At 63.9% G+C, this 11,346-nt stretch carries 14 protein-coding genes; 8 read left to right on the forward strand and 6 right to left on the reverse strand.

Translation table 11 applies throughout. The features are described from left to right. The first annotated feature begins 15 nt into the window (after positions 1 to 15). Positions 16 to 753 (forward strand): hypothetical protein, encoded by a 738-nt coding sequence (locus PQ627_RS16210; protein ID WP_274262519.1) that lies wholly within the window; start codon positions 16 to 18, stop codon positions 751 to 753. A gap of 15 nt (positions 754 to 768) precedes the next feature. Here the strand turns inward: PQ627_RS16210 and PQ627_RS16215 are convergent, their stop codons facing one another. From PQ627_RS16215 to PQ627_RS16225, 3 genes are read right to left on the reverse strand one after another with little or no spacing between them, the layout of a single operon-like run. Then, positions 769 to 1,380 (reverse strand): TetR/AcrR family transcriptional regulator, encoded by a 612-nt coding sequence (locus PQ627_RS16215; RefSeq protein ID WP_274262520.1) that lies wholly within the window; start codon positions 1,378 to 1,380, stop codon positions 769 to 771. Then, positions 1,377 to 2,120: an ABC transporter permease gene (locus PQ627_RS16220; protein WP_274262587.1), complete on the reverse strand. Its 744-nt coding sequence runs from the start codon at positions 2,118 to 2,120 to the stop codon at positions 1,377 to 1,379. The genes PQ627_RS16215 and PQ627_RS16220 overlap by 4 nt, the downstream gene beginning before the upstream one ends. Positions 2,121 to 2,128: 8 nt before the next feature. Further along, complete coding sequence (locus tag PQ627_RS16225) at positions 2,129 to 2,905, reverse strand: ABC transporter ATP-binding protein (RefSeq protein ID WP_274262521.1); 777 nt, start codon at positions 2,903 to 2,905, stop codon at positions 2,129 to 2,131. 187 nt (positions 2,906 to 3,092) lie between these two features. Between PQ627_RS16225 and PQ627_RS16230 the strand changes: the two genes are divergently transcribed. The 3 genes from PQ627_RS16230 to PQ627_RS16240 all read left to right on the forward strand — a co-directional run bounded on the left by PQ627_RS16230 (position 3,093) and on the right by PQ627_RS16240 (position 6,137). Next, positions 3,093 to 3,317, forward strand: coding sequence for a hypothetical protein (locus tag PQ627_RS16230; RefSeq protein ID WP_262278536.1), 225 nt, complete (start codon positions 3,093 to 3,095; stop codon positions 3,315 to 3,317). A 217-nt stretch (positions 3,318 to 3,534) separates the two neighbouring features. Next, positions 3,535 to 5,346 (forward strand): proline--tRNA ligase, encoded by a 1,812-nt coding sequence (locus PQ627_RS16235; RefSeq protein ID WP_144663009.1) that lies wholly within the window; start codon positions 3,535 to 3,537, stop codon positions 5,344 to 5,346. After that, entirely contained in the window at positions 5,343 to 6,137 is a 795-nt protein-coding gene (locus PQ627_RS16240; protein ID WP_274262522.1) for a sulfite exporter TauE/SafE family protein, read from the forward strand. Before PQ627_RS16235 ends, PQ627_RS16240 begins: the two co-directional genes overlap by 4 nt. Positions 6,138 to 6,163: 26 nt before the next feature. On the opposite strand, the gene PQ627_RS16245 is transcribed toward PQ627_RS16240, so the two are convergent. From PQ627_RS16245 to PQ627_RS16255, 3 genes are read right to left on the reverse strand one after another with little or no spacing between them, the layout of a single operon-like run. Continuing rightward, positions 6,164 to 7,168 carry an aminoglycoside phosphotransferase family protein gene (locus PQ627_RS16245; protein WP_443192763.1) on the reverse strand — a complete coding sequence of 335 codons (1,005 nt, stop codon included), beginning with the start codon at positions 7,166 to 7,168 and terminating at the stop codon, positions 6,164 to 6,166. 49 nt (positions 7,169 to 7,217) lie between these two features. Beyond that, positions 7,218 to 7,946, reverse strand: coding sequence for a VIT1/CCC1 transporter family protein (locus tag PQ627_RS16250; RefSeq protein WP_274262524.1), 729 nt, complete (start codon positions 7,944 to 7,946; stop codon positions 7,218 to 7,220). Positions 7,947 to 7,997: 51 nt separating this feature from the next. Beyond that, a complete protein-coding gene (locus PQ627_RS16255) occupies positions 7,998 to 9,101 on the reverse strand; it encodes a DUF4439 domain-containing protein (RefSeq protein ID WP_274262525.1) in 1,104 nt (367 codons plus the stop codon). A 105-nt stretch (positions 9,102 to 9,206) separates the two neighbouring features. On the opposite strand from PQ627_RS16255, the gene rimP reads away from it, so the two are divergent. The 4 genes from rimP to PQ627_RS16270 all read left to right on the forward strand — a co-directional run bounded on the left by rimP (position 9,207) and on the right by PQ627_RS16270 (position 11,334). Next, the gene (rimP, locus tag PQ627_RS16260; RefSeq protein ID WP_274262526.1) at positions 9,207 to 9,818 is read left to right on the forward strand and encodes a ribosome maturation factor RimP; all 612 of its coding nucleotides are present in this window, start codon (positions 9,207 to 9,209) and stop codon (positions 9,816 to 9,818) included. Continuing rightward, the gene (gene nusA / locus PQ627_RS16265; protein WP_144663014.1) at positions 9,818 to 10,798 is read left to right on the forward strand and encodes a transcription termination factor NusA; all 981 of its coding nucleotides are present in this window, start codon (positions 9,818 to 9,820) and stop codon (positions 10,796 to 10,798) included. The genes rimP and nusA overlap by 1 nt, the downstream gene beginning before the upstream one ends. 207 nt (positions 10,799 to 11,005) lie before the next feature. Then, on the forward strand, positions 11,006 to 11,137 hold the full coding sequence (locus PQ627_RS19945; protein ID WP_337993566.1) for a hypothetical protein: 132 nt from the start codon (positions 11,006 to 11,008) through the stop codon (positions 11,135 to 11,137). After that, positions 11,080 to 11,334 (forward strand): YlxR family protein, encoded by a 255-nt coding sequence (locus tag PQ627_RS16270; RefSeq protein ID WP_337993565.1) that lies wholly within the window; start codon positions 11,080 to 11,082, stop codon positions 11,332 to 11,334. The genes PQ627_RS19945 and PQ627_RS16270 overlap by 58 nt, the downstream gene beginning before the upstream one ends. Positions 11,335 to 11,346 lie beyond the last annotated feature (12 nt).

Raw genomic sequence — 11,346 nt, forward strand, 5'->3', positions numbered from 1 at the left:
TCCGTTGGGGAACAAATGAATAAGAATGCGCTGCGCGGTTTTGCCGTGTCAGGACTGTTGGTTATGGGCCTTGCCGCGTGCGGCGGTGCCGGTACTTCCACGGAAGCGGCGTCCGCGCCGACCAGCGAAACGGCGGCGGCGACACCCACGCCGACCGCCACCGCGGCTAAGCAGTACACCGCAGAGGAGCTCACGGCTATTGCGTTGCAGTTGCGCGACATCAACGGGCTGAAATTGTCCGTTATGTCCATGGCCGATGCGAGTGGAGTGGAACAGCAGAGCCGGGCGATGTTTGAAGGCGCTGTCATCGAGCCGGCTGAGTGCAAGGAACTGATGCTGGCAAGCCTGCTCCCCACTGAAAATGTGAAAGGTGTTGTAGGGACAAGCCTCGATACCTCCACTGGCTCTTCCACCGGCGTCACATTGTCTTCCGGGGTCGACGAGGAACTTATCAAGGCAGACTTCGCAAAGCAGGATCAAATCAGCGATTGCTCCGGGATGACTATGAAGATGGGGGAAACGACAGTGACCCTTAAGGCTCGAAAGGTTGAGGCGATCGTGTCCACTCCGCTCTCCATGGCGATGCGGACCGACTCTGTCCTCGCCGACGGGCGAAAGCAATCCATGATCATGGTCCGGGGCGCAAAAGATGGCATCGTGATTACCGGTTTGGCTTACGGAGGCAAGACCGAGGAAGAGGCGATTGCCCGGGCGGTGGATCTCGTCAACCAAGCTGCGGCACTGATCAAGTAGCAGCCCAACTGCCAGCTACTTGGGGGAGTCCAGGTTGCCCGTGAGGTAGCGCTGGATGTTCGGGGCAACCAACCGGACCACCTCATCGCGAGGGGCGGACGCCAGGGGCTGCATCCGGATCACGTATCGCGCCAGCATGAGTCCCACCACTTGCGTAGCCACCAGGTTGCCGCGCAGGCGTATTTCCTCTGCTGAGCCCGGCAACCCGGCCGTGATCCGAGGCAGGACGGCCCTGGTCACCATTTCCCGCAGAAGGGCCGTCTTGGCTTGTGAACCGATGGTGCCCCGGGCGAAAGCGACCAACGCGTGCCGTGCCGGGCCCTCCCACAGCTCCAGGACGGCACGGACAATCGCCTCCGCCCTGACGGTCGGCGCCACGTTCTCGACGTCGGACAGGACTTCCGCGGGGTCTGCAGGCAATTCGACGCTGGCTGCAAACAACTCGTCCTTGCCCTTGAAAAAGTGGTGCACCATGGCCGGATCCACGCCGGCCTCGCGGGCTACTTGGCGCAGGCTAGTACCCTCGAACCCCTGTTCGGCGAAGAGCGTCCGGGCGGCGGCCACTATGGCTTCCCTGGAGTGATCTCCCGGGCTGCGTCGGCCGCGTCGCAGCTGCGGAAGGCTCATCGCGTTTGACGCCGCAAGGTCAGCGACGCCAGGACCAACACGCCCACCACGATCGCAGCCATCACCAAAGCGTCCTGCCACATTGCCGAGGTTGCCTCGGAACTACTTGCGATCTCCTTCAGGGCATCCACCGAGAAAGTCAACGGAAGGACGCCCGAAATGCCTTCCAAAACCTGGTTCATGTCTTCGCGTGCCACGAACAGTCCGCACAGCAGGATCTGGGGGACCACCACCACCGGCATGAACTGCACGGCCTGGAACTCCGTCCGCGCGAACGCCGAACAGAGCAAACCGAGGGCGACCCCCAACACTGCGTTGATCACGGCGATCAGCACCACCAGGCCGGGGCTTCCTTTGATGTCAAGGTTGAAAATCCAGTACGCCACCCCGGTAGCCACGAGGGACTGCAGGGCCGCCATGATCGAGAAGGCCAAGGCGTAGCCGAACAACAGGTCCGCTTTGTGGATGGGTGTGGTCAGCAACCGCTCCAGGGTCCCGGAGGTGCGTTCGCGGAGCATGGTGATGGAGGTGACCAGGAACATCACCACGAAGGGGAAGATGGCCAGCATCATCAGGCCCACCCGATCAAACGTCCTGGGCGCCCCTGGTGGCAGGCTTTCGTTTTCGTAGAGGAAGTACACGGCCGTCAGCAGGAGGGCCGGCACCACGAGGATCAGCGCCACGCTCCGGTGATCGTGCCGCAATTGGCCCAGGACGCGGGCGGTGGTTGCGATGGTCATTCCAAGGTTCATGACGATGCCACCTGGCTTTCCTGCTGGCCGCGGCCAGCGGCCTTGATTATGGTCAGGAACGCCCGTTCGAGGTCGTCGCTGTGTCCGCGTTCGGCGAGCTCGGCCGGTGTGAGTTGGGCCAGCAGTAGGCCGTCCCTCAACAGCAGCAAGGTGGAGCAGTGGGAGGCTTCCTCCATGACGTGGCTGGAGACCAAAAGGGTGGTTCCCTGCTCAGCCATGGCGGCGAAACGCTCCCACAGCTCGGCACGAAGCACGGGATCCAAACCCACGGTTGGCTCGTCCAGAACCAGCAGTTTCGGGTGGGCCACCAGCGCGCATGCCAGGGACACACGGCTGAACTGGCCACCGGACAGGTCAGCGGCTTTCTGCCGTGCGAAGTCCTGAAGGCCGACGGCGGCAATCGCCTCGGTGACGTCGGCCGCCGTCGCGCCGTGCATGGCGCCAAAGTAGCGGACATTCGCTTCGACGCTGAGGTCGCCGTAGACACTGGCGCCCTGGGTGACGTACCCGACGTCGTGCCTCAACGGCGCGCTTCCGGCGGGCAAACCGAGCACGGTCACTGAGCCCCGGGTGATCCTCTGGACTCCGACGATGGCGCGCATGAGGGTGGTCTTTCCGCTTCCCGATGGCCCCAGCAGTCCGGCTATCCGGCCGGATTCGACCGAAAAGTCGAGCCCGCGCAGGACGGGCGCACGTCCCAGTGAAACGTGCAGTCCTGCCGTGCTGATGGCGGCGGAGGGCGGGGGAGCGGCGTGACGGGCAATGTGCGACATGGTGGCCTCACGAACATCCAATAATTCACCAACTGATGAATTAAAGCTAAGACTGCTTCACATCCGGGTCAAGGATTTTCCTTGTCCATCGAAAGTACAAAAATCCTTGAAATCGTGTCCGCCATCACATAGGTTCATCCCAACCGTGTCGTTGGGGCGCGGATGATCACTGAGGGGAATCGTGACAATGGCAGTTGGCGTTGATCTTTCCAAAGCACTGGACAAGGCGTACGAGGACAAGAGTCTCAAGGAAATTCTGGATGCATCTCCGGCCGCCTTGGCGGGTGTCACGGATGCCACGGCAAAGGCCTTGAAGGATTCCCTGGGTATCGACACCATCCGCGAGCTCGGCAGCAATAAGTTCTTCGCAGTCGCAGGCGTACTCGTCGCCCTGGAGGGCAAGACCAAGTAGTCAACGGATAACGCTTGCGGCCGGCCGGTCGTTGAGCCACGCCCTCGCAGGATGACCAGCCCACGGCGGCCAGGGGCTTCCACTCGCGAAGGCGTGGCTCTTCCGCGTTCAGGGCAAGGCGGTGGGTGAATCCGTACATTAAAGGCGCAAGGCCGCAAGCCGGTAGATTAGTACGCAGTTGTTTTGCCACACCTGCCAAAGAAACGGATACGTACCCGTGGTCCTTCGCCTTTCCCAGTTATTCCTGCGCACCCTGCGTGAAGATCCCGTCGACGCCGAGGTCGCCAGCCACAAGCTCCTGGTCCGCGCCGGCTACATCCGCCGTGCCGCGCCAGGTATCTACACCTGGCTGCCGCTGGGCCTGAGCGTCCTGCGCAAGGTCGAAGAGATCATCCGCCAGGAAATGGCCGCTATCGGGGCCCAGGAAGTCCACTTCCCGGCCTTGCTCCCGCGCGAACCATATGAGGCCACCAACCGCTGGACCGAATACGGCGAAGGCCTGTTCCGCCTCCAGGACCGCAAGGGTGCCGACTATCTGCTGGCCCCCACGCACGAGGAAATGTTCACCCTGCTGGTCAAGGACCTGTACTCGTCCTACAAAGACCTGCCGCTGAGCCTGTACCAGATCCAGAACAAGTACCGCGATGAAGCCCGTCCCCGCGCGGGTCTCCTCCGTGGCCGCGAGTTCATCATGAAGGACTCCTACTCGTTCGACGTCGACGACGCCGGCCTCGACGCCAGCTACGCCGCCCACCGCGCTGCCTACCTGAAGATCTTCGAACGGCTGGGCCTTGAAGTCATTCCTGTCGCCGCCACGGCCGGTGCCATGGGTGGCTCCAAGAGCGAGGAATTCCTGTTCCCCACCGACATCGGCGAGGACACATTCGTTCGCTCCGCAGGCGGTTATTACGCCAACGTCGAAGCTGTCACCACCGTTGTCCCCGATGACATCGACTTCAGCAACGCCCCTGCCGCCGAGGTGCTGGATACACCGAACACCCCCACCATCGAGACCTTGGTGAACGCAGCGAACCAGCTCGCTCCGCGCGGCGAGTCCGACGGCGGCGCCTGGACGGCCGCCGACACCCTCAAAAATGTGGTCCTCGCCGTGACGCTGCCCACCGGTGAGCGCCAGATCGTCGTGATCGGCGTGCCGGGTGACCGTGCAGTTGACCTCAAGCGCGTGGAAGCAAACATCGGATCCCACCTGCCCATTGCAGGCGAGATCGGACTTGAGGCCGCAAATGAGGAAGACCTCAAGAAGCTGCCGTGGCTCGTGAAGGGCTACATCGGACCCGGGCTGTCCCTTGACCAGCCTGTCCTGGGACTTGAAGGCTCCTCCAAGGTGCTGTTCCTGGTCGACCCCCGGGTTGTGTCCGGCACCAGCTGGATCACAGGTGCCAACTCCGAGGGCAAGCACGTCTTCGGCCTGGTGGCCGGCCGCGACTTTGGCTGGGACGGCGTCATCGAGAGCACCGAAGTCCGCGCAGGCGATCCCGCCCCCGACGGGTCCGGCCCCCTGGAAACCGCACGCGGCATCGAAATGGGACACATTTTCCAGCTCGGCCGGAAGTATGCCGAAGCCCTCGACCTGAAGGTCCTGGACCAGAACGGCAAGCAGGTAGTCGTGACCATGGGCTCCTATGGCGTAGGCGTGACCCGTGCGGTTGCCGCCCTGGCTGAAGCGAACCACGACGAGCGCGGCATCGTGTGGCCCCGTTCGGTTGCTCCGGCCGATGTCCACGTCGTGGCTGTCGGACGCGGCGAGGAAATCTTCGAGGCCGCCGAGAGGCTCTCCAACGAGCTTGAGGCTGCCGGGCTGGACGTCATCTTCGATGACCGGCCTAAGGTATCTCCCGGCGTCAAGTTCGGCGACGCCGAGCTTGTGGGTGTGCCCACCATCCTTGCCGTTGGACGCGGACTGGCAGAAGGCGTTGTTGAAATCAAGGACCGTCGCAGTGGCGAGGCCGAGAACGTCTCCGTGGACAAGGCCGTGGATTACGTGGTCAACGCCGTTCGTTCCCGTTGATATCCGGTTTCGAATCCATCCAGCTCACCACTGTCATCCTGATTGTGGTGGCAGGATTCGCAGCCGGCTGGATTGACGCAGTAGTTGGGGGCGGGGGACTGATCCAGCTCCCCGCCCTGCTGCTGGTGCCCGGCATCACGCCCGTCCAAGCGCTGGCGACCAACAAGATGGGTTCGATTTTCGGGACGACGACCAGTGCAGTGACGTACTATCGCCGCGTTGGGCCGGACCTGAAGACCGCGATTCCCATGGCGGTGATTGCCCTGGCGGGAAGCTTCGGCGGTGCAATCCTCGCCGCATCACTGCCCGCGAGTGTTTTCAAGCCGATCATCGTCCTCGCGCTGATCGCCGTCGCGATCTTTACCGCGTTGCGTCCCAGCGCAGGCGAGCTGACGGCCTTGCGGCATGATGGCCACAAGCATTACGTCGTGGCCTGCCTTATTGGCGGTGTCATCGGTTTCTACGACGGCCTTATCGGCCCCGGTACTGGTTCGTTCCTGGTGATAGCCCTGGTTTCGGCCATGGGCTATGCCTTCCTGGAAGCCAGCGCCAAAGCCAAGATTGTCAACATGGCAACCAACGCCGGAGCGCTCATCTTCTTCCTGCCGCATGGCTCATTGCTGTGGGGCGTCGGCCTGGTCCTGGGACTGGCCAACATGGCGGGAGGCTATCTGGGCGCCAGAACAGCCGTGGCCAGGGGAAGCAAGTTCGTCCGCCTCGTATTTCTCATCGTGGTGGCGGCGCTGATCGTCAAACTGGGTGTGGATGTCTGGAACGAAAACTTCGCCTGACGCGGCTGCTCAGCTATTGAGCGCGCTCAGCTTTTAGGCGCAGTTGGGTCGGGAAGTTCGTGGGCGCGCGGCAGGTGTTCCAGCGTCCGGCCAGCCATGGTGCTGGCCACCCAGAGGGAGCGTGCCAGATCCCCATCGTGTCCGGGCTTTGTGGCGTACCACAACGCGTTCGCCACTTCGCGGGCAACGCTCCACTGCCGGGCGATCTCCGGATCAAGGCCTGCGGCAAGGCTGAAGTCCGCGCAACGCTCACGCAACGCGGCCTCCGGGTCTGTTCGGGAGAGGTCATGAATCCGGTTCCAGAGAAGTGGTGCCACGGAAAACTCCGCCTCGCCGATCTGCGGTTGTGGATCGATGGCAAGATAGCTCCCGCGCCCAGGCTGGTCTGCACGCGTGGCCAGGATGTTCATGAAGTGCAGATCCGTGTGCACCAACACGTCCTTGCCAGAACGGCGGCCCACGGCTCCACGCGTCTGGCACACCTCCAGGGCCGCCTCCAGCAACCACCGGGGAAAGGGCCGCTCGAGGCGTTCCCATTCGGCGGGCAGTTCGTCGCTCCAGCGCTCCGCGGTCCCTGCGATGTGGTCAAAAGCCTGCCACTGGAGTCCGTGGCCGGGCTGTATGGACAGCTCCCGGACAATGCCGCCCCAGGTGTCCACCGCCTGGTCCATCGGAGCGTCCTGTAGCCAGCGTGAGGCATCGAGCCGTTCCAGGAGCATGGAGCAGCTGGCGGCATCGGACGCCAGGAGACGGACAGCGCCATGGCCGTCCCACAGTTCCAATGCGTGCCGCTCGACCCTCGCTTCGTCGTGGGGAAAGGCAATTTTCAAGGCCGCGGCGGTGCCGTCCTGCTGGACCGGCACCACCAAGGCGCCGTGGCCGTTCCATGGTTCGTGGCCAGGTGCCAGGTCCACGGTGAGCTGCCACCGGTCGAGGGCTTCGGCGATGAGACCCGGCAGGCTGGCCAGCCAGTCCCGGCCCGCAGAGTCGCGGTTATAGCGGGCGTGGAGGTCGCCCGGAATGGGAATCATCGCGTGAAGGCTCACGCGAACAGCCTAACTCCGTGGCAAGGCCAGGCCCTTAGAAAACGCCGCTGGCGCCCAAGAGCGTTCCTATCGAGAACGTCGCGGCCAACGCCAGGGCTCCGCCGAGCACCACCCGGACAGCAGCCCGGAAGCGGGAGGCCCCGCCGATCCAGGCTCCGACGGCTCCCGTGATGGCCAATGCAAGAAGCACGGCGACGAACGTCAGCGGTACCCGCATTTCCGGTGGCGGAAGCAGGATTGCCAGCATCGGCAGCACTGCTCCCAAAGTGAAGGCCACTGCGGAGGCAAGGGCAGCGTTCCAGGGGCTCACGATGTCGTCTTCGTGGATGTTCAGTTCGGCTGAGAGGTGGGCAGCCAAGGCATCGTGTTCGGTCAGCTCCTCGGCAACGGCCCTGGCCGTCTTGGGACTGAGGCCTTTGGATTCGTAGATCGCGGCAAGCTCATTGAGTTCGTCCTCGGGTTGCTCCGCGAGTTCCCTGCGTTCCTTTTCGATCAGGGCTTTCTGGGTGTCGCTCTGGCTGCTGACGGACACGTATTCTCCCGACGCCATGGAGATCGCTCCGCCCACCAAACCCGCTGTTCCCGCGGCCAGGATGCTGCCTGTGTTGGTGGTGGCACCGGCCACCCCCACGACGATTGCGGCGACCGAAACGATCCCGTCGTTAGCCCCCAGCACCCCGGCCCGCAGCCAGTTCAGCCGGTGCGCGAGGTCGTCCCGGTGTGGCTCGTTCTCGTGGGTGGTGGCAGTTTCTGTAGAAGCCATGTTCCAAGCCAAGCACCCGTGGACGGCCTTGACCAGCATGGCTAGGCTGGCCTATCCCGCGTTCGTCACCGTTGCCGGGGTGGAAGCAGTACTCGACGTCGGTAGCGCGGGCAACTGCCCGGCGTCGAACGTGATTCCGGGCAGGGCCGCAAGCGCGGCGCCCCAGGCGACGCTCCTGCGGGCCGCCGCAAGAAGGCCATCCACCGCCCAGGCCCGGGTTTCGCCGGTGGACAAGGCAACAAGGTCCGCGAAGCCCGGCAAAGACGACGCCTCGAGCGCACCCAAAGCGGCGGCAGGGTCCTTGGCGAAAAGCTCCGGCAGCTGGTAGCCGGCCGAGGCTGGGGGCACGTCGGCGCAGTTGGCGCGGGTCAAGGCCTCGGCCTGCCTGAGCAGGAGGGCGTGCACCTGCAGGTCCTTGGCCGCCCCGGTGGCAGCGCTGGCGTCCAACCTTTTCAGGGCCACTTGGTAGGCATAGACGGCCTCCTGCTGTGAGCGGACCGCTGCGGCGAGGGCCGAGTCCGTGGTAGCCGACGACGGCTTCGGCGTCGGACTGACGGACGGGCAGGCGGCCGCCGTCGGCGTTGCCGCAGGTACCGTCGTTGGGGCCACAGTCATGGCAGCGGATGACGGGTCCGCGGGGAGGGGCAACTGCCATGCTGCGGCAAGCCTCTCGGAGTGGATCAGTTGGGCAGTTCCGACGGCGGCAAGAAGGCGGGCCATTCCGCCGTCGGCTTCGCGCGCGTCCGCCAGGCGTTTCCTTCCGCTGGCGGAGAGCTGCTCCAGCAGCGAAGCACGCGTCGGCGCCACGGTGCCCGCAGTGATGGTGGATGCCGGGGTGGAGCTGCCCGAAGCCGCGTCGGGAACCATCAGCGCCCGGGCCTGCGTTGTCAGCAAAGTCACAACACCTGCAAGAGCCGGGGTTTTGGCCTCCGGACCTTCGGCTCCGGACAGGGCTTCAGCCGCTTCAAGCAGCCCCAAGGCATCGGCCGAGGCTCCGGCGCGGGCCGATTCGGAGAAGGAAACGGCCGCAGGAGTGGCGGAATCGCGTGGAATCAGCACCATTCCGGTGCCCGCAACCAGCAGGGCCACCACGGCAACCAGCACAACCTGGCCCCAAGCCGGTGTTCGTCGTTTTTCGCTCGATTGCCCGTTCACAACACACCATGGTGTCACGTGGGCGGGGGACTCCGTGCACCATGACCGCCGGAAAATCGTTAGGCTAGTAGTCACAACAACATCTATCGGGAGGCGGCGGGCAACGTGAGTGACTCGGAAGCCACGACTTCAACAGACCGTTCTGAATCGAACTCAACGGCCACCATCCACAACCCGGAAGAAAGCAGGCTCAAGGCGCTGCTCGAACCGGCCGTCCTTGCCAGCAGGCTCTACCTCGAGGATGTCTCCATCCACGTTGCCGGATCCCACCGCACCGTCCACGTCGTGGTGGACCTCCCGCAGGAGGAAACCGGCGGCGTCAGTCTTGACACCATCGCCGATGTCTCCCGGGGACTGTCGGATATCCTTGACAACGACCCCCACGACGACGGACGTCCCTATGACCTTGAGGTTTCCTCCCCGGGCGTTGGCCGCCCACTGACCGAGCCCCGCCACTGGCACCGGGCCCGTGGCCGTATGGTCCGGGTCAACGTCATCCAGGGCGAGAACGTGTTGGGACGCATCACGTCCGTCGGTGAGAACGATGTGACGCTGATCCCCGAGCACGAAGTCAAGAAGGGCATGAAGCCCAAGCAGGGTGACCCCATCACTATTCCTTTCGACAGGATCCGCCAAGGAAAAGTCGAGATTGAATTCAGCCACCTCCATGAGGCTGCGCTGGAAGACGAGCACAACGGACCTTCCGAGGAGGCCTAATGGATATTGACATGAGCGCACTGAGACTCCTGGAGCGTGAGCGTGAAATCCCGCTGGATCTCCTGATTCCCACCATCGAACAAGCGCTGCTGGTGGCATACCACAAGACGCCCGGTGCCTACGAAAAGGCCCGCGCCGAACTGGACCGCAAGAGCGGACACGTCACCATCTGGGCCACGGAAATCGACGACGACGGCGAAGCCATCGGCGAGTTCGAAGACACTCCGGCAGGCTTTGGCCGTATCGCGGCAAGCACTGCACGCCAGATCATCCTCCAGCGCCTGCGCGATGTTGAGGACGACAACGTGCTGGGCGAGTTCAAGGGCCGTGAAGGCGAACTCGTGGCCGGAATGATCCAGCAGGGCAACAACCCGCACATGATCCAGGTCAACCTTGGGGCCATCGAAGCGCTGCTTCCGCCGCCCGAGCAGGTTCCCGGCGAGAAGTACCTGCACGGAAGCCGTCTGCGTGCCTTCGTCGTGGACGTCCACCGTGGCGCCAAGGGTCCCTCCATCACCCTCTCCCGCTCCCACCCGGGCCTTGTCCGCAAGCTCTTCGAAATGGAAGTTCCGGAGATCGCGGACCGCTCGGTTGAGATCGTGGCACTGGCCCGCGAGGCTGGTCACCGCACCAAGATTGCGGTGAAGGCCAACATTCCCGGTGTCAATGCCAAGGGTGCCTGCATCGGTGAAATGGGTTCACGTGTCCGCGCCGTCATGACTGAACTGAACGACGAAAAGATCGACATCGTCGACTTCAGCGAGGACCCGGCGACCTTCATCGCGAACTCGTTGTCGCCGTCGAGGGTGAATTCGGTCACAATCACGGACGAGGCAACCCGTTCTGCGCGCGTAGTGGTCCCCGACTACCAGCTTTCGCTGGCGATCGGCAAAGAGGGCCAGAACGCCCGGCTCGCGGCCAAGCTGACGGGATGGCGGATCGATATCGTTTCCGACGCCGCTCCCGCCAAGTCCGAATAGCGGCCGGCAGCGCGCCCGCGGCCGCCATATCCACGCCACGCTCCCGGCGCCCCTGGTTTCAGGACTCAGGGACCGGGGGGCTAGAATGGATGGAACCGGGCTTACGTCCGGTATCCATGTGTTTTGGTGTGCCACGGCTGAATTGACCGGCCTGGACTCCGGGCGACAGTAGCGTAAGGCAGGTTGGACACGTCGTGGCTGAACTGCTTGAACGCGTCCAAGGGCCTGTTCGCACGTGCATTGGATGCCGGAAGCAAGGCTCCCGGTCCGAGCTTGTCCGGCTGGTCGCTCAAGGCGGCGGTTCACCTGCTGTCCTCGTCGATGTTCGACGCCGGATGACCGGCAGGGGTGCGTGGCTTCACCCCAGCGAAAAGTGCTTGGCATTGGCGATCAAGCGTCGCGCGTTCGGAAGGGCCCTTGCGGGCGCAACTGAAACGGGCGCCGTCGAACGCTACCTCATGCCGGGTACGCCACTTGTGGAGGCCGAGGCACCCACAGGAAAACCGTCCAAACCTGAAAGCGGGTCAGAAAACTGATGGAAACCCGAT

Source organism: Paenarthrobacter sp. AB444 (assembly GCF_028736865.1).
GTDB lineage: Bacteria > Actinomycetota > Actinomycetes > Actinomycetales > Micrococcaceae > Arthrobacter > Arthrobacter nicotinovorans_B.

What these genes read in the sequence shown, in the direction of transcription:
- PQ627_RS16225 (WP_274262521.1), bottom strand. Translation starts at nt 2,905, where the DNA reads ATGTCGCACATTGCCCGTCACGCCGCTCCCCCGCCCTCCGCCGCCATC.
- PQ627_RS16230 (WP_262278536.1), top strand. Translation starts at nt 3,093, where the DNA reads ATGGCAGTTGGCGTTGATCTTTCCAAAGCACTGGACAAGGCGTACGAG.
- PQ627_RS16210 (WP_274262519.1), top strand. Translation starts at nt 16, where the DNA reads ATGAATAAGAATGCGCTGCGCGGTTTTGCCGTGTCAGGACTGTTGGTT.
- PQ627_RS16220 (WP_274262587.1), bottom strand. Translation starts at nt 2,120, where the DNA reads ATGACCATCGCAACCACCGCCCGCGTCCTGGGCCAATTGCGGCACGAT.
- PQ627_RS16245 (WP_443192763.1), bottom strand. Translation starts at nt 7,168, where the DNA reads ATGATTCCCATTCCGGGCGACCTCCACGCCCGCTATAACCGCGACTCT.
- PQ627_RS16250 (WP_274262524.1), bottom strand. Translation starts at nt 7,946, where the DNA reads ATGGCTTCTACAGAAACTGCCACCACCCACGAGAACGAGCCACACCGG.
- nusA (WP_144663014.1), top strand. Translation starts at nt 9,818, where the DNA reads ATGGATATTGACATGAGCGCACTGAGACTCCTGGAGCGTGAGCGTGAA.
- PQ627_RS16215 (WP_274262520.1), bottom strand. Translation starts at nt 1,380, where the DNA reads ATGAGCCTTCCGCAGCTGCGACGCGGCCGACGCAGCCCGGGAGATCAC.